The sequence below is a fragment of the Pseudoflavonifractor sp. HNCC25GI2 genome (genome assembly GCF_058136395.1).
Window position 1 is genome coordinate 270799 of sequence record NZ_JBYUOW010000004.1, and the last position, 23912, is coordinate 294710.

23 protein-coding genes and 1 pseudogene are annotated in these 23912 nt (G+C 57.4%); 14 read left to right on the forward strand and 10 right to left on the reverse strand.

All coding sequences use genetic code 11. The features are described 5' to 3' along the window. Positions 1-4 precede the first annotated feature (4 nt). Together AC3YUO_RS07955 and AC3YUO_RS07960 are read left to right on the forward strand one after the other, a co-directional pair. Positions 5-2107: an ATP-dependent helicase gene (locus tag AC3YUO_RS07955; RefSeq protein WP_489962492.1), complete on the forward strand. Its 2103-nt coding sequence runs from the start codon at positions 5-7 to the stop codon at positions 2105-2107. A 318-nt stretch (positions 2108-2425) separates the two neighbouring features. After that, entirely contained in the window at positions 2426-3976 is a 1551-nt protein-coding gene (locus AC3YUO_RS07960) for a recombinase family protein (RefSeq protein ID WP_489962493.1), read from the forward strand. A gap of 44 nt (positions 3977-4020) precedes the next feature. Here the strand turns inward: AC3YUO_RS07960 and AC3YUO_RS07965 are convergent. Continuing rightward, positions 4021-4209, reverse strand: a pseudogene (locus AC3YUO_RS07965) (manganese catalase family protein); the annotation flags it as partial. Beyond that, positions 4210-4674 carry a spore coat protein CotJB gene (locus AC3YUO_RS07970; RefSeq protein ID WP_489962494.1) on the reverse strand — a complete coding sequence of 155 codons (465 nt, stop codon included), beginning with the start codon at positions 4672-4674 and terminating at the stop codon, positions 4210-4212. It abuts the pseudogene before it with no gap. 230 nt (positions 4675-4904) lie between these two features. Between AC3YUO_RS07970 and AC3YUO_RS07975 the strand changes: the two genes are divergently transcribed. The 11 genes from AC3YUO_RS07975 (at position 4905) to abc-f (ending at position 15579) form a co-directional block, all read left to right on the forward strand. Beyond that, the gene (locus tag AC3YUO_RS07975; RefSeq protein ID WP_489962495.1) at positions 4905-5606 is read left to right on the forward strand and encodes an N-acetylmuramoyl-L-alanine amidase; all 702 of its coding nucleotides are present in this window, start codon (positions 4905-4907) and stop codon (positions 5604-5606) included. 71 nt (positions 5607-5677) lie between these two features. Further along, on the forward strand, positions 5678-7051 hold the full coding sequence (gene radA, locus AC3YUO_RS07980; RefSeq protein ID WP_489962496.1) for a DNA repair protein RadA: 1374 nt from the start codon (positions 5678-5680) through the stop codon (positions 7049-7051). A gap of 309 nt (positions 7052-7360) precedes the next feature. After that, a complete protein-coding gene (locus tag AC3YUO_RS07985; RefSeq protein WP_489962497.1) occupies positions 7361-8101 on the forward strand; it encodes a tRNA threonylcarbamoyladenosine dehydratase in 741 nt (246 codons plus the stop codon). A 63-nt stretch (positions 8102-8164) separates the two neighbouring features. Continuing rightward, positions 8165-9310 carry a tRNA guanosine(34) transglycosylase Tgt gene (tgt, locus tag AC3YUO_RS07990; RefSeq protein ID WP_489962498.1) on the forward strand — a complete coding sequence of 382 codons (1146 nt, stop codon included), beginning with the start codon at positions 8165-8167 and terminating at the stop codon, positions 9308-9310. Between the two features lie 112 nt (positions 9311-9422). After that, positions 9423-9692, forward strand: coding sequence for a preprotein translocase subunit YajC (gene yajC, locus AC3YUO_RS07995; RefSeq protein WP_489962499.1), 270 nt, complete (start codon positions 9423-9425; stop codon positions 9690-9692). A 73-nt stretch (positions 9693-9765) separates the two neighbouring features. Further along, positions 9766-10188: a TIGR04086 family membrane protein gene (locus AC3YUO_RS08000; protein WP_489962500.1), complete on the forward strand. Its 423-nt coding sequence runs from the start codon at positions 9766-9768 to the stop codon at positions 10186-10188. Positions 10189-10271: 83 nt separating this feature from the next. Then, positions 10272-10412 carry a six-cysteine ranthipeptide SCIFF gene (scfA, locus tag AC3YUO_RS08005; RefSeq protein WP_489962501.1) on the forward strand — a complete coding sequence of 47 codons (141 nt, stop codon included), beginning with the start codon at positions 10272-10274 and terminating at the stop codon, positions 10410-10412. A 113-nt stretch (positions 10413-10525) separates the two neighbouring features. Further along, positions 10526-11947, forward strand: a complete 1422-nt coding sequence (gene scfB / locus AC3YUO_RS08010) for a thioether cross-link-forming SCIFF peptide maturase (RefSeq protein ID WP_489962502.1) — start codon at positions 10526-10528, stop codon at positions 11945-11947. Between the two features lie 364 nt (positions 11948-12311). Further along, positions 12312-12854 carry a stage II sporulation protein M gene (locus AC3YUO_RS08015; RefSeq protein ID WP_489962503.1) on the forward strand — a complete coding sequence of 181 codons (543 nt, stop codon included), beginning with the start codon at positions 12312-12314 and terminating at the stop codon, positions 12852-12854. Positions 12855-12878: 24 nt separating this feature from the next. Next, the gene (xerD, locus tag AC3YUO_RS08020) at positions 12879-13760 is read left to right on the forward strand and encodes a site-specific tyrosine recombinase XerD (protein ID WP_489962504.1); all 882 of its coding nucleotides are present in this window, start codon (positions 12879-12881) and stop codon (positions 13758-13760) included. Positions 13761-14094: 334 nt separating this feature from the next. Then, positions 14095-15579, forward strand: coding sequence for a ribosomal protection-like ABC-F family protein (abc-f, locus tag AC3YUO_RS08025; protein ID WP_489962505.1), 1485 nt, complete (start codon positions 14095-14097; stop codon positions 15577-15579). Between the two features lie 51 nt (positions 15580-15630). Here the strand turns inward: abc-f and AC3YUO_RS08030 are convergent, their stop codons facing one another. The 5 genes from AC3YUO_RS08030 to nrdR form a co-directional block, all read right to left on the reverse strand. Beyond that, positions 15631-16107: a YbaK/EbsC family protein gene (locus AC3YUO_RS08030; protein ID WP_489962506.1), complete on the reverse strand. Its 477-nt coding sequence runs from the start codon at positions 16105-16107 to the stop codon at positions 15631-15633. 3 nt (positions 16108-16110) lie between these two features. Further along, positions 16111-16503 (reverse strand): thioesterase family protein, encoded by a 393-nt coding sequence (locus AC3YUO_RS08035; protein WP_489962507.1) that lies wholly within the window; start codon positions 16501-16503, stop codon positions 16111-16113. Between the two features lie 71 nt (positions 16504-16574). Continuing rightward, a complete protein-coding gene (locus AC3YUO_RS08040; protein WP_489962508.1) occupies positions 16575-17855 on the reverse strand; it encodes a LysM peptidoglycan-binding domain-containing protein in 1281 nt (426 codons plus the stop codon). Positions 17856-17867: 12 nt separating this feature from the next. Then, a complete protein-coding gene (locus tag AC3YUO_RS08045; RefSeq protein ID WP_489962509.1) occupies positions 17868-18608 on the reverse strand; it encodes an N-acetylmuramoyl-L-alanine amidase in 741 nt (246 codons plus the stop codon). Positions 18609-18772: 164 nt separating this feature from the next. Next, positions 18773-19228 (reverse strand): transcriptional regulator NrdR, encoded by a 456-nt coding sequence (gene nrdR / locus AC3YUO_RS08050; RefSeq protein WP_489962510.1) that lies wholly within the window; start codon positions 19226-19228, stop codon positions 18773-18775. A gap of 266 nt (positions 19229-19494) precedes the next feature. Here nrdR and purF point away from each other — a divergent pair, with 266 nt between their 5' ends. Next, positions 19495-20895, forward strand: coding sequence for an amidophosphoribosyltransferase (purF, locus tag AC3YUO_RS08055; protein ID WP_489962511.1), 1401 nt, complete (start codon positions 19495-19497; stop codon positions 20893-20895). A 42-nt stretch (positions 20896-20937) separates the two neighbouring features. On the opposite strand, the gene AC3YUO_RS08060 is transcribed toward purF, so the two are convergent. The 3 genes from AC3YUO_RS08060 to AC3YUO_RS08070 form a co-directional block, all read right to left on the reverse strand. After that, positions 20938-22701 carry an Rqc2 family fibronectin-binding protein gene (locus AC3YUO_RS08060; RefSeq protein WP_489962512.1) on the reverse strand — a complete coding sequence of 588 codons (1764 nt, stop codon included), beginning with the start codon at positions 22699-22701 and terminating at the stop codon, positions 20938-20940. Between the two features lie 45 nt (positions 22702-22746). Further along, the gene (locus AC3YUO_RS08065; RefSeq protein ID WP_489962513.1) at positions 22747-23157 is read right to left on the reverse strand and encodes a Mini-ribonuclease 3; all 411 of its coding nucleotides are present in this window, start codon (positions 23155-23157) and stop codon (positions 22747-22749) included. 81 nt (positions 23158-23238) lie between these two features. After that, positions 23239-23871 carry a Crp/Fnr family transcriptional regulator gene (locus AC3YUO_RS08070; RefSeq protein ID WP_489962514.1) on the reverse strand — a complete coding sequence of 211 codons (633 nt, stop codon included), beginning with the start codon at positions 23869-23871 and terminating at the stop codon, positions 23239-23241. Positions 23872-23912: the final 41 nt, after the last annotated feature.

Genomic DNA, 23912 nt, shown 5'->3' on the forward strand with positions numbered 1-23912 from the left:
AACCATGGATTTTTCCCAATTAAAAGCACAGATTTCCCTCGCTCTGGATCCTCAGCAGGAGGCGGCGGTCCAGACGGTGGATGGACCAATTCTGCTGCTGGCGGTGCCGGGCAGCGGAAAGACCACGGTTCTGGTGACCCGGCTGGGGTACATGCGCTATGTGCGCGGGATTCCGCCGGAGAACATTCTCACCATGACCTATACCGTGGCGGCCGCCCGGGATATGCGGGCACGCTTTGCCGCCCTCTTTGGGGAAGAGGAGGCCCAGCGGCTGGAGTTCCGCACCATTAACGGTGTGTGCAGCCGCATTATCCGGTACTACGAGCGGGTGTGTGGCCGTACCGCCTTTCGCCTGCTGGAGGACGGCGGAGAAAAAAGTGCGCTGATTGCCCAGCTCTATCGGGCGCAGAGCAATGAGTTTGCTACAGAAAACACCGTAAAGGCGCTCCAGACCGCCATTACCTACACAAAGAACCAGATGCTCAAGGCGGAGGAGCTGGAGCAGGTGGAGGTGGAGGGTGTGGATTTTCCCGCCTTCTACCGCAGCTACGGGCAGGCGCTGCGGGAACGGCAGCAGATGGACTACGATGACCAGATGGTCTATGCCCTCCGAATTCTGCGCCAGTATCCCGATATTCTTCGGGCTATGCAGGCACGGTACCAATATCTCTGTGTGGATGAGGCCCAGGATACCTCAAAGATCCAACATACCATCATTCAGCTGTTGGCCGGGCCCAGAGGAAATCTGTTCATGGTGGGCGATGAGGACCAGAGCATCTACGGGTTTCGGGCCGCCTGGCCACAGGTGCTTACCCGATTTGACACCATCTATCCCAATGCCCGGGTTCTTTATATGGAGCAGAATTACCGTTCAACCCAGCAGATTGTGACGGCGGCAGACCGGTTTATCCAGAACAATCACAACCGCCGTCCCAAGCATATGAGGGCGGTCCGGGGCAGCGGGCCGGAAGTGCGGGAAATTTCCCTTTTCGATCGGCAAAAGCAGTACAGCTACCTCTGCAAGCTGGCAAAGCACTGCGACGTGGAGACCGCAGTCCTGTACCGGGATAACGACAGCGCTCTGCCGCTGATTGACCGCCTGGATCGGGAGGGGATCCCTTATCGCTGCCGCCAGGTGGAGAGTCTCTTTTTTACCAATCGGGTGGTGCGGGACATTACGGACATCATCCGATTTGCCCTGGATCCCAGCGACGGAGCGGTGTTTTTGAACATCTATTATAAACTGGGCGCCGGCATCAGCCGGGCGCTGGCCCAAGAGGCAGTCGACCAGGCAGAGAGAATGGACTGTTCCATCCTGGAATATGTGTCTGCCTGCTCCGACGCCTCGCCGTGGACCAAGAAGCAGTGCCGGGCCCTCCAGACCCACATGCAGAATCTGCTGAGTGAACAGGCCGACCGGGCCGTTTACCGCATCGTACATTTTATGGGATATGGGGACTATCTGGAGGAGCGGGGCGGCGATTTAAGCAAGGCGGATATTCTGGAGGCGCTGGGAGCCCAGGAGCCCACGCCGCTGCGGCTTCTGGAGCGGCTGGAGGAGCTGCGGGAGGTGGTTCAGTCGGGTTCCCCCGACCCGGACTGCCCCTTTATGCTCTCCACCATCCACTCCAGCAAGGGATTGGAATATGAGCGGGTCTTTCTGCTGGATGTAGCGGATGGCCTGTTTCCAAAGACTGTGCCGGGAAACGATGCCTCGCAGGAGGAACTGGACGCCTATGAGGAGGAGCGGAGACTCTTTTATGTGGGCATGACGCGAGCCAAGCAAGAGCTGAGTATCTTCACGTTCCGAAAGACTGGCGCAGAGTCCACCTTTTCCCGGGAAATTTTCCCACCAAAAGAGACGCCGGCCCCCCGAAGCTCCAAACCGAAATCGCTTCCGGTACGCTTGGGGATGGACAAGGGGCAGGCTGCGTCGTTGGCCGAGGGCTATGTCCCCGGGACCCGGCTGGTACACAAGGCCTTTGGCCCCGGAACATTGGTCAGCCGCAGCGGAGACATAGCGGTCATTTCCTTTGACCGCGGGGAGACAAAGAAAATTGCCCTTGCCACTGCGCTGCGGGCCCAGCAGCTTCATATGGAGGAATAACATCTCAAGCCGCCGACAGAGAATGATATCTCTGCCGGCGGCTTTTTTCTGCCCAGCCTACACCGGAAAATTGGGGCTCCCTTCCGCATATGGTAGACGGAGGGGAGGGAGCAACATGAAGAAGGTGCCAAATGAAATGCGTCAGGAGGGCAGCGTGCTTCCAGGCCCAGAGTTTGTTCGGGTATGTGAAAAAGCAGTATTGTGTTCTTTGGTGGAGCGGGGGCTGTTAAGCCTGTCCCAAATGGAGTGCTGCTTGGAACGGCTGGAGAAGAGACGTCCAAAGAGCACAGCTCCTCGGCAGTATGACTAGGTGGGGGGATGTCTGTGATTCGCGTGGCAGCCTATTGCCGGGTGTCCACCGACCAGGGGGACCAGGCAAACTCCTTTGAGAGTCAGAAACGCTATTTCCAAGATTGTATCCGGCGAAATCCAGACTGGGAGCTCCAGGGCATTTATGCCGATGAGGGGATATCCGGAACCGGAACCAAAAAGCGCCGGCAGTTTAATGCCATGATTGCGGCCGCCCGGGCAGGCCAGCTTGACCTTATTATCACCAAAGAGGTCAGCCGGTTTGCCCGCAATACGCTGGATGCTTTGGCGTATACCCGGCAGCTGCACCGCTGGGGGGTGGGTGTATTCTTTCTCCTGGACAATATCGATACTCGGAACCAGGAGGGGGAGCTGCGGCTGACCCTCATGTCCTCCATCGCCCAGGAGGAGAGCCGCAAGACCTCGGAGCGGGTCAAGTGGGGGCAGACCCGGAGAATGGAGCGGGGCGTGGTGTTTGGCGGTTCCCTGCTGGGGTACGACGTTTCGGAAGGCGTGATGACCATCAACCCGGAGGGGGCGGAGACCGTGCGCCGTATCTTCCATGAATATCTCCGGGAGCGCAAAGGAACCACAGTGATTGCCAGAGAGCTGCGGCAAGAGGGGGTATTGTCCAGTCGGGGGAACTGCAGGTGGTCGTCTGCCACGGTGCTGAAGATTTTGAAAAATGAGAAGTACTGCGGAGACCTGGTTCAGAAAAAGACCTACACCCCGGACTATCTGACCCATGAGAAAAAGTACAACCGGGGGCAGGAAAAGCTAATTATCCTTCGAGACCACCATGAACCCATTCTGGACCGGGAGACCTGGGAGGAGGTGCAGCGGGAAATAAAACGGCGCAGCCGGGAGAGTCAGGGGAAATGTCGGGGAAACCGCTATTTGCTCTCGGGAAAAATCCGATGTGGTCTGTGTTCCGGAAGCTTTGTGGCCCGAACAAAGAAAACCAGAGCAGGGGTGGTGTATCGGGTCTGGCGCTGCAGCCGAGCGGTCCGGGAGGGCGTGCCGCCCGTCAGCACGGGAGAGAGCCTTGCGGGCTGCAGTGTAGGACGGCAGATTCGGGAGGATACCGCCATGGAGCTGCTGCGCCGGTGCGTTCGGGCGGTGCCCATGGATTGGACCGAGTTTGCCCACCATTTGGCCGGTGTTGTGAGAGAGATCCTTCAGGAGGAACAGGACGGCACAGAGGGGGAGAGACGGTGTCTGGAGCGGGACATGGAGGAAACCCGGCGGAAGAAGGAGCGGGTACTGGAGGCCTACCTGGATGGGAAACTCAGCGAAGCGGATGCCCTGTTCCTCAATGGGAGCTGTGACCGAAAGCTGGAACAGTTGGAGCGGGAACAGTCCGCGGCCGGGCAGACCGAAGGGGGAATAGGCATCCCAACGGAGGAGGAGATCTGTGCCGCTGTTTTGGAGATTGTCCGGGGAGAAGCGGAGGATGGACGTTTTTTCGGACGCCTGTTGGACCATATGACTGTCTGGCCGGACGGAAGGGTGGAGGTGCTGCTGTGCCGGCTTTCGGCCCGATGGATTTTTAGCGGATAAGGAAATGCGGGAGCCGAGGGGCAGCTGGTGCATGGTGCATCCACGGTACCGATGTCGGTCAATACCCCCTTGGCCTCGGCAAAGGGCATAGCGTAGCGTTGGGACAGATACCGCATGGCAGCGCCCACTTCGCCGTCCGGTCCGCCATACTGAGTAATAATGAAGGCGGCCAGCTTGGGGTTGGGAGTGGCAATTTTGACGGGGAACTGCAGCTTCTTTTCATAGAAAAACATTTACTTCACCTCGTTTTGCTCGTAGTTCCAGGGCCATGGCTCCTGAAGCCAGTTGTATCGCTCGCCGGAGGCGGCGGAGGACTTGGTCAGCGGACCGAACTTGGACTCATAGGCGGCCTTGGCGGCCTTCTCCATGGCGGCGTACTGCTTGAACAGGGTGAAAGCCTCGGTGTCATCAGGATGGGTGTCCAGATACATGCCCAGCTCCAGGACCACAAACTCCAGGGCCTGGAGTTCGGACAGAGGCGTGGATGGGACCGAGCTTCCCTCTGTCTTCAGGTGGAAGGGCAGGTTCAGGCCGGGGAACAGGGTGCCGTTGCTCAGCGCCTCAGCCTGGTCATACTTTTTGGGGGCGTTCTGTTGAAAGGGAACATAAGGAACGGCCAGGCCCGCGCAGGACGGCATGGTTCCGTAGTGATCCGGACAGCTTGGCATGGAATTGCTGTTGCCGTTTTCGTTATTCAAAGGGGATTCCCTCCTTGGCGGAAATTTGGGACGAAGCGTCCCTCATGCCATACTATGTGTCCGGGCGAGACGGGGACCCGGGAGCCGAAGCGGAGGAAGAGCGGCAGCGGCGCAATCGAACAGAAAAACGAAAGAAGTCTAGGGGAGAGCGCTGCAAAACGCGGGAAAAAACTTTTTCAGGGAATAGCCGGCCCGTCCCCATCCATAGAATAGGGCGGAGGTGGTGGCGGGTGCGTCGCGGCATTGGATTGTTGGCCATGTTTGCTCTGTTGGTGATTTTGATGGCGCAGACCCTGAGCTGGTATGCGGGACAGAGTACACCGGTGGTGGAGCCGGTGATCATCGGTCGGGCGGAGACCTTGATTCTGGACGCCGGACATGGGGGCGAGGACGGGGGAGCGGTCTCCCTGTCCGGGGTGCCGGAGAGCCAAATCAATTTGGCCATTGTATTGAAGATGAATGATCTGTTTGGACTTTATGGAATTGCTCCCGTCCTGCTGCGGGAGGAGGATGTGTCTCTCCATGATGACAGCGCAGTGACGCTGCGGGAGAAAAAGGTGTCCGACTTGAAAAATCGGGTGGAGGCCATTGAGTCGCTGGAACGGGCGGTGCTGCTCAGCATTCATCAGAACACATTTTCCGACCAGAAGTACCACGGGGCGCAGGCGTTCTACGCTCCCACCGAGGGGTCTCAGCAGCTGGCGGCCAGTATTCAGAATGCCGTACGTATGACGATTCAGCCCGATAACAGCCGACAGGAGAAGAAAATCCCGGACAGTGTCTATCTGATGAATCACATTTCCTGCCCGGCTGTGTTGGTGGAATGCGGCTTTCTTACCAATCCGGGGGAGGAGGCACAACTGCTGGACAGCGGCTACCAAAAGAAAATGGCCGCCGTGCTGGTGTCCGCATGGCTGAATTATGGGGGGTGAGGGCGGATATTTACTTTTGGGCCGGACTCTGGTACAATAACAGCAATCTTTTTGCCAACGAGGAAGGAAACATGAAGGCGAAAACGTTGTTTTATTGTACGCAGTGCGGCAACGAACTGCCGAAATGGCAGGGGAAATGCCCGGCGTGCGGAGCCTGGAATACCATTGTGGAACAGCCCCAGGAGCGAAGCGTAAAGAAGACCGCCTCCCCGGCGGGGCGGGGCTCCACTCTTGGGGTTGCGGTCAACCGGCCCAAGGCCATGAGTGAGATTGAGACCACGGACGAGTTGCGCTTTTCCACCGGCATGGGCGAACTGGACCGGGTGCTGGGCGGCGGCGCGGTCAAGGGCTCTCTGGTGCTGGTGGGCGGCGCCCCCGGTATTGGAAAATCCACGCTGATGCTTCAGATTTGTGATAATCTGTGCCGGTTTGCCAAGGTTTTATATGTATCCGGTGAGGAGTCGGAGCGACAGATTAAGCTGCGTGCTGAGCGGCTGAAGGTGAGCGGCCAGGGACTTTACCTGCTGGCGGAGACCAATCTGGAGAATCTGGTGGATGCGGTACATGAGCAGCAGCCGGATGTGCTGATTGTGGACTCCATCCAGACCCTTTACCATCCGGACAGCACCTCGCCCCCGGGGAGCATCAGCCAGGTGAAGGAGTGTACCATGACTCTCATGCAGCTGGCCAAGGGGGAGGGCGTCACCGTCTTTGTCATTGGACACGTGAACAAAGAGGGCTCTATTGCCGGCCCCAAGGTGCTGGAGCATATGGTAGACTGTGTGCTGTACTTTGAAGGGGAACGGCACATGGCCTACCGGATTCTTCGGGCGGCGAAAAACCGGTTTGGCGCCACCAATGAGATTGGCGTCTTTGAGATGGCGGACGAGGGGCTGGCCGAGGTGCCAAACCCCTCGGAAGCCCTGCTGGCGGGGCGGCCCAAGGAGGCTCCGGGTACCTGCGTCACCTGTGTCATGGAGGGTGTGCGCCCTGTCCTGGCGGAGATTCAGGCCCTGGTGGTGCCCAGTAGTCTGGGCAATCCAAGACGGGTGAGCAACGGTTTTGATTACAGCCGCTCCATGCTTCTGATGGCTGTGCTGGAGAAGCGGGGCGGTCTGCTGGTGGGAAACTGCGACGCATACCTCAACGTCATCGGTGGACTCTACTTGGACGAGCCGGCCGCCGATTTGGCTGCCGTCCTGGCGCTGGCCTCCAGCTTCCGGGACAAGCCGGTGCCCCACGATTTGGCTGCCATCGGTGAGGTGGGCCTCACTGGGGAGCTGCGTACCGTCAACGCTCTTGGGCAGCGCCTGGGGGAGGTGCAGCGCCTGGGCTTTACCAAGTGCCTGATCCCCAAACGGGTGCAGGGCAAGCTGGCGGTACCGGAGGGGCTGGAGTTAATCCGCGTGTCCAACATCCGGGAGGCACTGGCTGCTTTGCTCTGAGACGGGATGCTGCTGGATGGGGACAAAATGGACGCAGCCGCTTGTTCCCGGACTGCCTGATGAGGCGGCGCGGGAGAGGGAACAGTAACCATCCTTCTGGTAGACGCAGGGGTCTGTGCAGGCGATCAAGCTCATGGTAGGATCCTCTCTGCCTTTCTGCTTTGCTTGCGGATTAGCATCTCCAGAAACGAGGCGTTCTATGTGTAATAGGAACCGGACAGGTGGCATGGAGAGTGCCCCCTGAAAATACTGAAAAGGTTAAATACTTTACAATGAAAATGAAGTGAATTTACCAGAGAAGGAGTGCGCATGGACCAATTTTCGAGGACCAGGCTCTTAATTGGGGACGAGCCCCTGGAACGTCTGGCCAGAGCCAAAGTGGCGGTGTTTGGCGTGGGAGGCGTAGGCGGATTTTGCGTTGAGGCACTTGCACGGGCAGGCGTCGGAACTTTACACCTATACGATGATGACACCGTATCGGAGAGCAACCTGAATCGGCAGATTGCTGCCCTTCATTCCACGTTGGGGCAGCCTAAGGTGGAAGTGATGGCCCGGCGGGTTCGGGATATTAACCCTGATTGTGATGTGCGGGCCATTCGGATGTTTTACCTCCCGGAAAACGGCGGGACGGTGGATTTGTCACAATACGACTATGTGGTGGATGCCATTGATACGGTGGCGGCCAAGCTGGACCTGGTCCAGCGGTGCACCGATTTACAGGTGAAGATAATCAGTGCGATGGGCTCGGGAAATAAGCTGGATCCGACCGCCTTTGTGGTGACCGATATCAGTAAGACCCAGGGCTGTCCGCTGGCCCGGGTGATGCGGAAGGAGCTTCGTCGCCGGGGGATCAACCACTTAAAGGTGGTCTATTCCACAGAAGAGCCCCGTCCTCTCTTGGGGGAGATACCGGCTGAGACACCGGCAGGGGAAAATACTCGACCGGGAGAACCGGGACGGCGGTCTACTCCGGGATCGGTGTCCTTTGTGCCGGCTGCGGCGGGCCTGGTGCTGGCCTCTGCGGTTATTCGGGAACTCGGGGGCTTTTGAGCACCCGAATTTAATGGAAGAATAAGCTAGAAAGATAAAGATAGAAAGAAAAGGAGTCTGCCTGTGTTTGAAGTAATCAAGCAAGAGGGAAAAGCGAGAAGAGGCGTATTTACCTGTGCCCATGGAACGGCACAGACCCCGGTCTTTATGAATGTAGGAACTCAGGGGGTCATCAAGGGGGCGGTGTCTGCCCACGACCTAAAGGAGATTGGTTGTCAGATTGAGCTGTCTAATACCTACCATCTCCATCTCCGGCCTGGAGATGAGACAGTACGGGAATTGGGTGGCCTGCACCGGTTTATGGACTGGGATGGTCCCATCCTCACCGACAGCGGAGGATTCCAGGTGTTTTCCTTGTCCGGCCTGCGGAAGATTAAGGAGGAAGGGGTCACCTTCGCTTCTCATATTGACGGCCGCCGAATCTTTATGGGGCCGGAGGAGTCCATGCGCATCCAGGCTAATCTGGGCAGCGACGTGGCCATGGCCTTCGACGAGTGCATTGAAAACCCGGCTCCGCTGCCTTACGTGCAGCAGTCCTGTGAGCGCACGGTCCGCTGGCTGGAGCGCTGTGTGGCGGAGCACCGCCGCCTGATGGAGCAGCCCGGCTGTGTCAATCCTGGGCAGATGCTCTTCGGCATCAACCAGGGGGGCACGTATCCCGAGGTGCGCGTGTGGCACATGCAGGAGATTGCCAAGCTGGACTGCGATGGCTACGCCATCGGCGGCCTGGCGGTGGGGGAGCCCACCCAGGTGATGTATGACATCATTGATGCCGTGGAGCCCTATATGCCCAAGGACAAGCCCAGATACCTGATGGGCGTCGGCACGCCCGGGAACATCATTGAAGGAGTTGCCCGGGGTGTGGACTTCTTTGACTGTGTGATGCCTGCACGAAATGCCCGCCACGGAAAGCTGTATACCTGGTCGGGGACCATCAACATTAAAAATGAGAAGTACAAGCTGGATCAGCGCCCCATTGACCCGGAGTGCACCTGTCCGGCCTGTGCTTCCTTTACCAGAGCCTACCTGCGCCACCTGTTTGTGGCGGGGGAGATGCTGGCCATGCGCCTTGCGGTTCTGCACAACCTACACTTCTACAATGAGCTGATGGTCCGTATCCGCGCTGCCCTGGACGAGGGAACCTTTGAAGAATTCCGTGCCAAATATGCACAGATGCTGGACCGTCCAGCCCGAGAAAATGAGAAATGACAGGAGTCTACCGCAGGGAAATTTGTAAAAACACTTGTCAAGGGAGAGAGAACCCGTTATAATAGACAAGACGTCGTGTGACGGCTGATAGATTACGTTGGAGGGAACAATTTTGGAAAGTCTTATTCTGCTCGTCCTTATGTTTGGCCTGCTTTACTTCTTTATGATCCGCCCGGAGAACAAGCGGAAGAAGGAAGCGGAGAACCTGAGAAATTCTCTGAGTGTTGGGGATGAGATTACCAGCATTGGCGGCATTACCGGAACTGTGTGTGCCGTGAAGGACAGCACCATTGTGATCGAGACCGGTGCCGACCGTGTCCGGATTGAGCTGACCAAGTGGGCTGTCTCCACCAAGAATGGCCAGGAAGCCGGCAAGAAATAAGCCAGAAAAAGATAGCATGACCAATACCCTTCCCGCATAGGTTTTTGTAGAAACCATCGGGGAGGGTATTGTCATGAAAAGGCGGGAGAAGCGGCGTCCGGAGTCGGAGAATCAGTGGGTCAATGCGATGTGCGAACTGCTCAAGGGCGGTGTGGTCGCGGGACTGGTGTCCATTTTGACCCTGCTTCTGTGTGCGGTGATGGTGTCGGCCGGGGTGTTGAGAGAGCGGTGGATGGAGGGAACTGTGCTGGCCTCCTGTGTGATCGGAGCATGGATGGGCGGCATGCTGGCGGTGCGGCGAATTGGGGTGCGGACGCTGCTGGTGGGGCTTGCGGTGGGGGGCATCCTGTTTTTGCTGCTTCTGACGGCGGGCTTTCTGGCCTTTGACACGGCCAGCATTGAGCACGGCGGGGTAGGAGTGCTGTGTGCCTGCCTGTGCGGCGGCGCGCTGGCCGGACTTCTGGGAAGAGCGCCAAAGAAAAAGCACAGAAGATGATTGAAATGGACGAAAAACTATGTTATAATAAATCAAACTTTTATGGGACGGCAAGTCCCGTGATTTCAGAAGGAGAGATACCCATGAAACACATTCAGATTCTGAGCGGTGCCACTCTGAAGGCCAGCGCTGCCAAGGGCGGCTGTGGCGAGTGCCAGACCTCCTGCCAGTCCGCTTGCAAGACTTCCTGCACTGTGGCCAACCAGAAGTGCGAGAATAAGTAAGCAAAAACTTCGGCATGTGAATGAGGGTGGGCGTGAGCCTGCCCTTTTTCATGTCTGCACACCTTGCCCCTCCGGGAGGGGTGAGAGGAACTAGAAAGGAATGGAAACGGAAGATGGTACATACCTTTACGGCGCTGGGCCAGTATCTGGCGGCCGATGTGAACAGCGGCGCGGTGCACGTGCTGGACAAGCTGAGCTATGATCTGCTGTCCGCGGCGGAGGGCCCGCTGGGGGAGAAGCTGCCGGAGGAGCTGGCCAAGAAGCTGTGCCAGTATGACCGGGGCGAGCTGGAGGAGGCCTGGCAGGAGCTGCGGGAGCTTCAGGAGCAGGGCCTGCTCTTTACCGATGACGATTATGTGGACGTGGAGAAGGCCATGGAGCTGCCTCGCCAGGCAGTGGTCAAGGCGCTCTGCCTCCACGTCTCCCATGACTGCAACCTGCGCTGCCGCTATTGCTTCGCCTCCACCGGCGATTTCGGTACCGGCTGCCGCATGACGATGGATGTGGAGACCGCCAAGCGAGCCATTGACTGGGTGATTGCCAAGTCCGGCAAGCGGCGCAATATTGAAGTGGACTTCTTCGGCGGTGAGCCGCTGATGGCCATGGACACGGTGAAGGCTACCGTGGAATATGCCCGGTCTCTGGAAGAAAAATATGACAAGCAGTTCCGCTTTACAATTACAACCAACGGCGTGCTGCTCAATGACGAGAACATTGAGTACATTAACCGGGAGATGTCCAATGTGGTGCTCTCTCTGGACGGTCGTCAGGAGGTCAATGACCACATGCGGCCCACGGTGAACGGCAAGGGCAGCTATGAGGTGATTGTTCCCAAGTTCCAGAAGCTGGTGGCCGGGCGCGGAACCAAGGACTACTATGTGCGCGGTACCTTTACCCGGGAAAACCTGGACTTCTCTGAGGATGTGATGCACATGGTCTCTTTGGGCTTCCGTCATGTCTCGGTGGAGCCTGCCAGCGGACCGCTGGACGATCCCTTTGCGATCAAGGAGGAGGATCTGCCCAGGGTAGAGGAGGAGTACGAGAAGCTGGCTGGAGAGCTGATGGGCCGGAAGGACATCAATTTCTTCCACTTCAATGTGGACCTGACCCAGGGGCCCTGCGTCATCAAGCGTCTGCGGGGCTGCGGCGCTGGATGTGAGTATGTGGCCATTACCCCGGACGGAGATATCTATCCCTGCCACCAGTTTGTGGGCAAGGAGGAATACCGGATGGGTAATGTCTTCCGGGGCGGCTTTGATATGGACATTTCCGGTGAATTTGCCAAGCAGAACATCTATACCCGTCCGGCCTGCCAGAAGTGCTGGGCTCGGTTCTACTGCAGCGGCGGCTGTTCTGCATCCAATCTGCTTGTCAACGGCGACATAACAAAGTCCAATGAAGTGGCCTGCGAGATGGAGCGCAAGCGGTTGGAATGTGCCATCGCGCTCAATGCCATTGCAGCGGGCATGGGGGAGCAGAAGGATACAAATCGTAATAATACGGACTGTAATCAGTGCGAGGGCTGCATTTCGTAATAAATTCAACATTTTGCATCTAATTGTTCGAGAGAATACAATATTTTGAGAAAAGAGAGCCCGCTTCTGCAGGCTCTCTTTTCTTTCGGTTTGCAAAGTTTACATAATTTAATTTACATAACAAATAATGAAAAAAGAAAAAAGTTAACAAATTTTTGAAAAAGGCTTGCGAAATATGTCGGATACGGCTATATTAAAACTAGACATTTTGACCTGCCGTAAAAGAGGTGGTGCATGTCTATTTTTTTCTCCCCACTCATAAGGTTGTTATGAGGTGACAGCCATGGGAAAGCGGGTAAGAAAAAAATGGACCATACTGTGGGGGCAAGGGGCCTCCGTAGTTGTATTGGGTGCAGCCTTCCTGTTGGGCGGCATCGCGGGAGGACTGTTTGCCGGCTTGGCGCAGGGAGAGGGCGCGCTGGAGCTGGGCAGTTATCTCAGCGATTATCTGACCTTGGCGGCAGAGGGAACTGTCATTCGCAGCTTCTGGCCCTTGCTTTGGGAGCAGATGCGGTACTTGCTGGCTGCGGTGATTTTGGGCGTAACAGCAATTGGTGTGGTTGGGCTTCCGGTGCTGTTTGGAGTGCGGGGGTTCTTCTTCTCCTTTTCAGTGGGCTGTTTTTTTCGGGTGTTTGGCGGGGCCGGTCTTCTGCCGGCGCTTGTGCTCTTTGGACTGCCGGCGCTTTTGTGGGCCCCCGGTTTTTTTGTGGCGGGGACGCAGGGGCTGTCCAATGCACAGGCGTTGCTTCGCCGTGGATTCGGGGAAGGACGATCTGAACTGCCCGTCTGCCAGATGACCTATTGGGTCCGGACGGGGCTTTGCTGTGTGTTGTTTGTTGTTTGCAGTGCGCTGGAATATGTGGTGGTGCCGGTTTTGTTGAAGGCGGCTGCCCATGTGGTGCTGTAATTTGTGATTCCGGGAGAGTTGGTTGTGTCTGATTTGTTTGAGGCCTATGAGGGGTACCTGAAAACAGAAAAACGAGCGTCGGAAAATACGGTGAGCTCCTATCTGCGGGATGTGCACCAGTTTGCCCATGCCATGGAGGAAAGCGGAATCGAGCTGCTGGATGTGGTGGCTCAGGATGTGGAGGAGTACACCCATCAGCTTTCCCGGCGGGGGAAATCGCCTGCCACCGTCACCCGATCCGTGGCCTCCATCAAATCCTTCTACAACTGCCTGATGGTGCTGGGAAAGACGGATCGGAATCCTGCCAAGGGTGTTACACCGGTAAAGGTGGAGCGGAAGCTGCCCCAGGTGCTCACCGGCAAAGAAGTGGAGCTGTTCCTGGAGCAGCCTGAGTGTACGGACCTGAAGGGGTACCGGGATCGGGCCATGCTGGAACTGCTGTACGCCACTGGAATCCGTGTCAGTGAGCTGATTGCGCTGGACGTGGATGACTTGAATCTGCCCGGCGGTGTTTTGAAGTGTTACAGCAAGGGGAAAGAACGGATTATCCCCCTTTATCCGGCTGCCATTCGGGCACTGAATGAATACGTCCACAATATCCGGCCCCAGTTGGTGGAGTCGGCGGATGAGACGGCACTGTTTCTCAATATGAGCGGAGAACGGATGAGCCGCCAGGGCTTCTGGAAGCTCATAAAGCACTACCAGGAGAAGGCGGGCATCAAGAAGGACATTACGCCTCATACCCTGCGCCACTCCTTTGCCGCGCACCTGCTGGAGAACGGGGCTGACCTTCGATCGATTCAGGAAATGCTGGGCCATGCCGACATCTCTTCCACTCAGATTTATTCTCGTTTGATGAACCAGAAAATCAAGGATGTCTATCGGAAAGCCCATCCTCGCGCATAATAAAAAAACACGCTTCGGAACACCGGAGCGTGTTTTTTATCAGAAGACGGGAGGATAGGCCGGCTTGACAGCGGAAGGATGACATGATATAGTCGTATCAATTCAAAGGAACCGGAGGCGAAAACATGCGCAAAACCGCTTGCTGAGTTGGTACGGAGAAACAGAAAGGACCGCAGTGTAGGGCCTGGTTTCGTCGTGCCGGCAGCAGGGGGAATTGCGCCCGCTTCCGGTTTTTTGATTGGATTGCGGCAGCCTGTGTGGTGCCGTCTTCTGTCTTGCCGCAAGAGGGATGTTCCTCCTGTGGCTATTTTTATGAAGACAGGAGGAATGGCATATGGCGCTTATCACCATAACAAATCTTACGTTTTCTTATGAGGGAGCTGTGCTCCCGGTATTTGAAGATCTAAATTTGCAGCTGGACACCAACTGGAAGCTGGGGGTGGTGGGGCGGAACGGACGGGGCAAGACCACTTTGCTTGGCCTGCTGGAGGGCAGGCTGCAGGGAAAGGGGACGATTTCCTGCCCGGAGCCCTGCCGCTGTGTGCCGCAGCCGGTCCTGGATCCAACGCTTTCCACCGGCATAGTGCTGGAGGAACTGTCACAGGGTGAAGAGTCGTGGCGGCTGCGGCGGGAACTGAGCCGGCTGGGGTTGGAGGAGGCAGTTCTTGAACGGCCCTTCCAGAGCCTGAGCGGTGGGGAACAGACCCGGGCGCTTTTGGCGGCCTTGTTTCTGGGGCAGGGGAATTACCTGATGCTGGATGAGCCCACCAACCATCTGGATGGTCCGGGCCGGCAGATGGTGGCCCGCTACCTTTCCAGGCTGAAACGAGGCTTTCTGCTGGTGTCCCACGACCGGGACTTTCTGGATGGCTGTGTGGATCACATTTTGGCGTTGAACAAGACGGGACCGGAGGTTATGCGGGGAGACTGCTCCTCCTGGCTGCGGGAAAAGCAGGCCAGAGATCAGGGGGAACTGGCCCGGAACCAGGAACTAAGAGGGGAGATTCGCCGCCTGGAGCAGGCTGTCCGCCGCACCGGAGATTGGTCTGAACGGGTGGAGCGGACCAAGTACGGAAGCAAGAACTCGGGCCTGCGTCCTGACCGTGGCTACGTAGGCCATAAAGCAGCCAAGCTGATGAAACGGTCCAAAAACCTGGAAAGCCGGCAGAAGCAGGCTATCGTGGAAAAACAGGGCTTGCTGCGGGATGTGGAGCGATATGATGCACTGAAGCTGGTCACCGCTCCCGACCTTCGCAGCCGCTACCGTCTCCAGGCGAGAGAGGTATCCATCACCTTGGGAGGGAAGCCTGTTCTTCAGGACGTGAACTTTGAGATAGGACCGGGAGAGCGGGTCTGCCTGGCGGGCGGGAATGGCTGCGGGAAAACCAGCCTTCTGCGTCTGCTGCTGGGTGAGGCCGAGCCCTGCACAGGAACCATACAGCAGGCCTCCGGACTGGAAATCTCCTATGTGCCCCAGAACACCGGATTTTTGCAAGGGAATCTTATGGAGTGGGCCGGAGCACAGGGAATAGAGGTTCCTCTGCTGCTGGGCGTGCTGAGAAAGCTGGATTTTCCGCGGGAGCTTTTTTCCATGGATATGGCCTTTTACAGTGCCGGACAGAAAAAGAAGCTGCTGTTGGCGGCCAGTCTGAGCCGGCGTGCCCATCTGTACGTGTGGGATGAGCCGCTGAACTACATTGATCTCTATGCCCGGATGCAGCTGGAAGAGCTGATTGCGCGGGAACAGCCCACGCTGCTTTTTGTGGAGCACGACCAGGCCTTTTGCCGGGCAGTAGCCACGCGGACGGTAAACCTTTGAAAGGAGCCGGATTTCCAGGCGTTTTGCCCGGAAATCCGGCTCCTTTTGTGATTATTCAGTCTGCCAGCCTTTGCATACATCGATCCATCCGGCGCTGTGAGCGTATTCCGCCAGCTCCGGGCAGGTCAGCTCGATGGCAGAGTTGGAGCTGCCTGCGGCGGGGAAGACGGTGTCAAAGCGCTGTAGTGAGACATCCAGATAGGTGGTGACGCCCTCCGGATTGGCAAAGGGACATACACCGCCCACGGCATGGCCCGTCATTTCCAGAGCCTGTTCCGCGGTGAGCATCTTTGCCTTGGTGTGGAACTGGGCCTTGTATTTGGGGTTGTCGATTTTGGCGTCTCCGGCGGCCACAATGAGTACGCACTTGTCCTCCACCAGGAAGGAGAGCGTCTTGGCGATTCGGGCAGGAATCACACCCACTGCCTGGGCAGCCAGCTCCACAGTGGCGCTGGATACAGAAAACTCAAGAATATCCTGTTCCCGGCCCAGCTGGCGGAAATAGGCGCGAACCCGTTCAATGGACACGGTTCAGCCCTCCTTTTTGCTTTGAGCCTTGGCCAGGAAGCGCTGGTCCGTGACCACAAACCGCTCGTGGGTACCAGAGCCGATAAGCCCCTTCTCGTCGTAGGCGCTGACGGTAAACTCAATGCGCTTGCCGTCCACCAGAGTGACCTCGCTCTCCGCCCAGACCTTCAATCCCACCGGGGTAGCGGAGACATGGGAGATGCTCAGCTTAGTGCCAACGGTGCTCTCGCCCTCTCCGAGGCCGGGAGCCACGGCGGTCCAGGCGGCCTTTTCCATCAGGGCGCACATCCAGGGGGTGGCGAAGACGGGCAAAGTACCGGAGCCGGCGGCCTGCGCGGTTAAGCTGTCGTCCACAGTGGCCTCACAGCGGCCCTTCATTCCAACAGAAACAGACATGGTGATGTCCTCCTTTGTGCAGTTTCGAGGAGAATTTTACACCATGCACGAGAAAAAATCCAGCCCCGGACTTAAAGTTCTTCCCGAATGCGGTACAGGGCATTGAGTACTGCCCAGTTTTGGGGGAAGGGCCGCATCAAGTTCCAGTAGCTTACGCCCCGCAGACCATAGGTGCGGGCCAGGTCCAGCTTGGCGCGAATGCTTCTGGCATCCTCGAACCACACCTCATGCTCCTGGCCGCTGTCATCCACATAGCGGAACCAGGGCGATTGCGCCGCTTCGTCAAAGCGGATGGCAGCGTAGTGGTCGGCGGCGATGGTGACCGCCTCTGGGTTGGAGATGGAGCGGGCACGGCTGCCCTGGCGGAAGGGGAGCGTCCAGTCGTAGCCGTAATTGGGAATTCCAAGATAGATTTTTTCCGGTGCCATTTCGGTTAGGGCGTAATCCACCACCTGGCGTACATTCCGAATGGGGGCCACTGCCATGGGCGGTCCATAGGTATAACCCCACTCATAGGTCATCAGAAGCACAAAATCAGCCGCCTGACTGAGGGCAGCATAATCGTGCCCTTCGTAGAGGTCTCCCTGCTGCTGGGCAAAGACCTTGGGTGCCAGCGCCACAATGACCGGAATTCCCATAGGACTTAGATTGATGCGCAGGCGGTCAATAAATTGAGCATAGGCCTGGGCGTCTTCTCCATAGACAAATTCAAAGTCAATGTCCACACCGCGGTAGCCTCGCTGATCCACGGCGCGCAGAAGCTCGGAAATGAGCCTGGTCTGGACCGCCATATCGGTCAGGGCAATGTGGGAGAGTTCGTTGGAGAAAGTCCCGTCCCGGGTAAGCGTGGACAGATGCAGGACCGGACGTACTTCCGTCTGAAGAGCAGACTCGATCAGTGCGGTGTCCTCCAGCGGAATGAGTGCGCCGCGCGGGGTAAACCCGTAGGTGAATGGGGTCAGGTCGGACAAGTAGGGGAGTGTGCGACGGAGAAGAGCGGGAGCTATGGTGGGCTCTGCATACCCGTTGACCGAGAGAGTGCCCAGCGGTTCCTGGCGGAACGAGACGGTGAGTACCTGACCGGGGGTGAGCTGCTCGTCGCCGCCCAGAATCGGGTTGTTGCGAAGCAGCTGGCGCACCGTGGTGCCGTGGGAGGCGGCGATGGAATACAATGTGTCGCCAGAATGCACTGTATGGGTGAGCAGGGGATATTGAATGACCAGAGTCTGCCCAACCACCAGACGGGATGGGTCGGTGAGCTGATTGTCATTTATGAGCTGAGACATGGGGACTCCATACCGGAGCGCCACAGAATAGAGGGTTTCACCCGGCCTTACCACATGAATCTCCATTGCGGCGCCTCCTCAGTTGATGGTGATGAAGTCACCGCTGGCATAGCCAATGGTACCGTTGTAATTGACAAGGTACCATCCATTGGAGCGATTGAGAATGGTGAGAGGGGCACCGTCAGGGGCCTGGGCCAGAATCGCTGCATTTAAATTGGGCTGTGCCCGAATGTTCAGTACGCCCCAGGACACATCCACGGTGCCGGAGCGGTTGATCTCGGCCTCATAGAAGGGAATTCCAAAGTATTCGGTCAACGAGATGACCAGGTTCCGGGCGATGGCATCCAGATTGTCTTTGATCCAATTGGCGTCAGCTACGTTGTCGTGAAAAGCCAGCTCCAGAAAAACGGATGGAGCGCGGACCCGGCGCACCTCTCCGATGGCAGTGGTGCCCTCTGCGCGGACCAGATTGGGATCCGGATAGATGTCCCTCAAGCCATCGGCAATGATTTCCGCCGCACGCCGCCCCTTGGAGCTGTTGGGGTAATAGAACACGATGGAGCCCCGCGCGGTGCCGTACTTGGATTCCGGAGCTGCATTGGAATGAAGGGCAAGGTGCAGGTCGTAGTTCCCGGCGTTGGACGCGGCGATGGAGGAGGCGGCTGTCATGCTGGGGGTGTTGCGCACATAGCGGATGCCGGAAGCATCCAGATAGGGAATCATTTTATCTGCCAGCAGATTCATGTACTGTTCCTCGGTGCCGCCGTTGACAAAGTAATTGTTCTCCTGAGTGGAAGGGGAGAGATAAATAATAGGCATAGAAATACCTCCGTTTTTTCCCCATCCTATGAGAAAACGGAGTGCATGGTGCGGAGCACTGCCGGATATTTTTCGTCTGCCACAACTGAGTCAGGAGGAAGGAGCAACAAAAAATCCGGCCCGGAAAGCTCCGGGCCGGAAACGATAACGGAAAGCAAACGGACTTATTTGTCCTCCAGCAGCTTGTTCAATTCATGCATAAAGGTGTTGATGTCCTTGAACTGGCGGTAGACGGAGGCAAAGCGGACGTAGGCCACCTCGTCAATCTTTTTCAGACGCTCCATCACCAGTTCACCGATTTCGGTGGAAGGAACCTCACGCTCCATTTTGTTCTGGAGGACCTGCTCGATTTCATTGACCATATTCTCCAGGGTGTTGTAGGGCACGGGGCGCTTCTCGCAGGCGCGGATCAAACCGGCCATCACTTTGTTGCGGTCAAAGCTCTGGCGGCTGCCGTCCTTTTTGACCACTACCAGAGGAAGACTTTCCATGGTCTCATAGGTGGTAAAGCGCTTATGGCAGGACAGGCATTCCCGTCGTCTCCGGATACTGGCGCCCTCATCGGCGGGACGGGAATCGACAACCTTACTCTCTAAATGGGAACAGAAGGGGCATTTCATAAACGTACCTCCTAAGGATTCTCACTGGTATGAATGTATCATAACATAATTTCCAAAATTTGAATAGTCCTTTTTGAAACTGTGGCCATCTGGATTAAAATTGTGTAGGTTGCATTGGACGGACCGGGAAAGCAAAAAAATATCGTGTGTTTTTTCGGACGTTTTTTCTTGAAATAGGAAAAACTGATCTTTTATAATGAAGGTACAGACAACGGTGCCTGAAGTGGGCACCGTTGTCTTTTTTTCGAAAGGGGATGCGGCACAACATGGAACCAGAGACGCAGACAAAGCAAGAGGGGTGGGGACTGCACGAGGAGTGCGGCGTATTTGGAATCTGGGATTCCAAAGGCGGCTGTGCTCAGACGACCTATTATGGGCTCTATGCCCTCCAACACCGGGGACAGGAGGCCTGTGGGATTGCGGCAATGAACAACCGGGAGCAGTCCTGTTATAAGGATGTAGGGCTGGTCAGCGAGGTGTTCAACCGGGAGCGGCTGGAGCGTTTGAACGGGACCATGGCAGTGGGCCATGTACGCTACGCCACCACTGGGGCAGGAGAGCGGGAAAACGCCCAGCCGCTGACCATCAAATATGTGAAGGGAACGCTGGCTGTGGTTCACAACGGCAATCTGGTTGGGGTGGACAAGCTGCGCCAGGAGTTTGAATATAAGGGAGCTATCTTCCATACCAGCAGCGACTCGGAGCTGATTGCCTACGCCATTGCCCAGGAGCGGCTGCACTGCGGCAGCGTGGAGGAGGCGGTATGCCGGGCGGCCTCCAAGCTGCGGGGAGCATTCTCCTTATTGGTCATGTCCCCGGAGAAACTGATCGCCTGTCGGGACCCCTGGGGCTTCCGGCCGCTGTGCATGGGGCGGAAAGGGGAGACGATTCTCTTTGCCTCGGAATCCTGCGCCATTGAGGCGGTGGGCGGACAGGTGGAGCGCGAACTGGACCCGGGTGAAATTGTGGTGGTCCGGGACGGAAAGGTGACCTCCATCCGGGACAACTGCCGCGGGCTGTCCCATATGTGTATCTTTGAGTATATCTATTTTGCTCGTCCTGATTCGGTCATTGCCGGGCAGTCAGTGCACCAGGCCCGGCTGAACGCCGGCCGCCTGCTGGCCCGGCAGAAGCCGGTGAAAGCGGACCTGGTGGTTGGAGTGCCGGACTCCGGCCTGGATGCGGCCCGGGGCTATGCCTTGGAGAGCGGAATTCCCCTGGGCATGGGGTTCGTGAAAAACCGGTATGTGGGCCGTACCTTCATTACGCCGGACCAGACCAGCCGGGAGCAGGCTGTGCGCATTAAGCTGTCTGCCCTGCGCAGCGAGGTGGAGGGGAAGCGTGTGGTGATGGTGGACGATTCCATTGTCCGCGGTACCACCTGCAGCCAGATTATTAATCTGCTCCGGGAGGCGGGAGCGACCCAGGTCCATATGCGGGTGTCGGCGCCGCCCTTCATTTCTCCCTGCTATTTCGGCACCGATATTCCCGACAAGGAAAAGCTGATTGCCTGTCACCACTCCCTGGAGGAAATTGAAGCAATGACCGGGGCGGACAGTCTGGAGTACCTTTCTATTGAGAACCTTCGTCACCTGGCGCCCGATGCCCAGTGCGGTTTTTGCGAGGGCTGTTTTACGGAGCACTATCCCATTTCAGTGGAAGAATAAAAAATGAGCCTGACCACGAAGGTCAGGCTCATTTTTACTCTCTTATCGGTGCTTCAGCTGTTTGACCAGCTCTTCACTGGGGGTGACATAGGCGGTCTCGTAGGTGGTGTAAACCACCATGCCGGGCCGGGCGCCTCCGGGCTTCTTCACAAATTTCACCGGCGTGTAATCCACCGCCACCTTGCTGGACTCCCGGCCCTGGGAGAACCAGGCGGCTAGACAGGCGGCCTCGTGGAGACTTTGTAGGTCAGGTTGAGTTCCCTCCGTCCAGAGAATGACGTGGGAGCCGTGAATTTTTTGAGTGTGGAACCAGATGTCCTGCTTGGAGGCCAGCTTACAGGTGAGCAGATCGTTTTGGGTGTTATTCTTTCCCACAGAGATGCGAAGCCTGGCAGAGGAGCGAAACTCCATGGGCTTGGAGGTCACCCGCTTGTCCCGCCCCTTGGCCTTGGAGGGGCGGCGGAGATAGCCGGTGTCAGTGAGCTCCTGACGAATCTCCTGGAGATCCTTTTCGCCCTCGGCCAGGGAGATGGATTCCAGCACGCTGTTTAAATAATCCAGCTCCTTTTTTCCCTTCTCAATCTGGATGGTAAGCATAGCCTGGGCGGTCTTGGCCTTGTTGTACTCCTTATAGTACTTGGCGGCGTTCTGCTGGGGCGTGAGGAGGGTGTCTAGGGGGATGTCCACCTCCGCGCCTTCCGGGTCATAGTAGTTGGAGGTGCGCAGGGAGGACATGCCCTTTTTCATGGCGTACAGGTTGGAGGTAATGAGGTCGCCAAACTGGCGCAGTCGGTCCCGGTCCAGGGTAGCGGCAACCTCCTTTTCCTGGTTGGCCAGCTTGCGGGCGGTGCGGTCCCGGGCGTTGGTCACCGACCGGATGAGATCCTGGCCCCGCTGGCGGATACGCTCCATGCTCTCCCGCTGCTCATAAAACTGGTCCATCAGGGCGGAAAAGGTGGGGAAAGCGGTCAGCTGGGCGGCTGCGCCATATTGACCGATGAAGCGGAAGGTGAAATCCTTTGGCTTTCCATCCATTGAAATCAGAGTAGGTGTAAAGGAATATTCCGATATGGAATGAAGGAGGTCTTCCAGTCCATCCAGCAGCCGCTGGCGGCCTTCCTCGCCCAGAACGTTCAGCCGCACATCCGTGCTGCCGCCGGCCTGAAAGGCTAGCTCCCGACAAATGAGGGGGGAGAGACCTCCAAAGGTGTCCAGCAGCCACTGGTCGGCCTGTGTCTCCTCCGGGGCGCTGTCCAGCAGCCGCTGCAGCTCCTCGCGACTGAGACCCAGCGGGCTGCGCTTGGTCTGGGCAGGGGGGAGGCGGTAGAACATGCCGGGCAACACCTGGCGTTTGGCGGACATGTCGCTGTCCACCCGGCGCAGGCAGTCCGTGATACGGCCCTCCCCGTCCAGCAAAATCAGGTTGGAATGGCGGCCCATAGCCTCCAGTACAAGGGAACGCTCCACCCGATCTCCCAGCTCATCCAAAGTCTCCAGACAGAACTCCACCACCCGCTCCAGCGGGGGCTGCTTGATGTCCAGAATCCGTCCCCCGGTGAGGTGCTTGCGCAGCAGCATGCAGAACATGGGAGGGACGTCGGGGTTTTCCCGGGAAAGCTCGGTCAGCTGGGGGCGGGGATGGTTGGGGTTGGCAGAGAGCAGCAGCCTCCGGTTGCCCGAGGGAGTACGCAGGGCCAAAATCACCTCATCCCGGCCGGGCTGATAGATTTTATCAATTTTTCCGCCTACCAGAGCGGTATTCAGTTCGTGCACCAGCCCGGACAGACACAGGGCGTCCAATGGCATGGGGAATCACCTCGCAATTTGGGATAGTGAAAAAGAATGGGGGAGTTATTCCGTAGGCTCTTCCATCATCAGGGCAAACAGCTCGTTGAGCCGATCAGTCCGTCCCTGGAGATAGAGCCAGCCAAACAGGGCCTCCAGCCCGGTGGCAGTCTGATATTCCCCGCGGCTGGCCGCCTTGGGAACCGAGTGGGGGGCGGTGTTGCGGCCCCGACGGAACACATCCTGTTCCTCCTGGGTGAGGATAGGCAGAATGCGCTCGGTCCGCTTGGCCTGGGCTGGGGCGGCTACATAGCTCACTGTGGCCCGGTGAAGGTCCTTCACCTTGGCAGCGCCGTGCAGACACAGCCAGGAGCGCACCATGACCTCATATACGCTGTCTCCAAGATGAGCAAGTCCAAGACTTGACAAGGATAATAGCTTGTCACGTTCGATGTTCAGATGAAAGTAGTTTGTCATGGTATACCGCTCCGCTCTCTTCAAATTTTCCATCTATTTTACCATGGTTTACCGGGGTTGACAAGGGACGGGAGAAGATACTCAGTCCCGGCACAGCGCTTCCAGGGCGGGGCGGTTCAGAATCCGGACGCAGCGATAGCCGAGCTCCAAAATCCCCTCTTTGGCCAGCTCATTTAGAATCCGGCTTACCGTAATCCGGCTGACAGAGACACAGGCGGCAATCTCCTCCTGGGTGCAGGAGATGTCAGGCTGTTCCGAGGCCAGGGAGAGGAGGTACCACGCCACCCGCCAACGGGCAGGACGAAAGGCCATCTGGTCCACCTGGCGGGAGAGCAGACGGACGGTGCGGGCCAGGTATTTCATCATGGCCAAAGCCAGCTCCGGATCCCGGGAGAAAGCCTGGGTAACAAGCTCCCTGTCAATGGGAATCAGTTGACAGGGTGTAAGGGCGACGGCAGAGGACACTCTGGGCAGTTCATCAAAAAAGGAGGCCTCACCAAAGAGACTGCCCGCCGTGTAGAGATTTAAAACCCGTTCGCCACCGTCCTCCGACTGCATAAAGCTTTTGACGCGCCCCTCTTTTAAATAGTAAAAGCAGGTGGCCTCCGTCCCCTGGAGATAAATGAGAAAGCCGGGGGAGCAGTGAATAGGAGCCCGATGCTCTGCAAAGGGGCGCCAGATGTTTGGGGGGATATCCAGATGGAAGAGTTCCATGCCGATCACCTGATTTTCATTCTTTTGATAGATTGTATCAT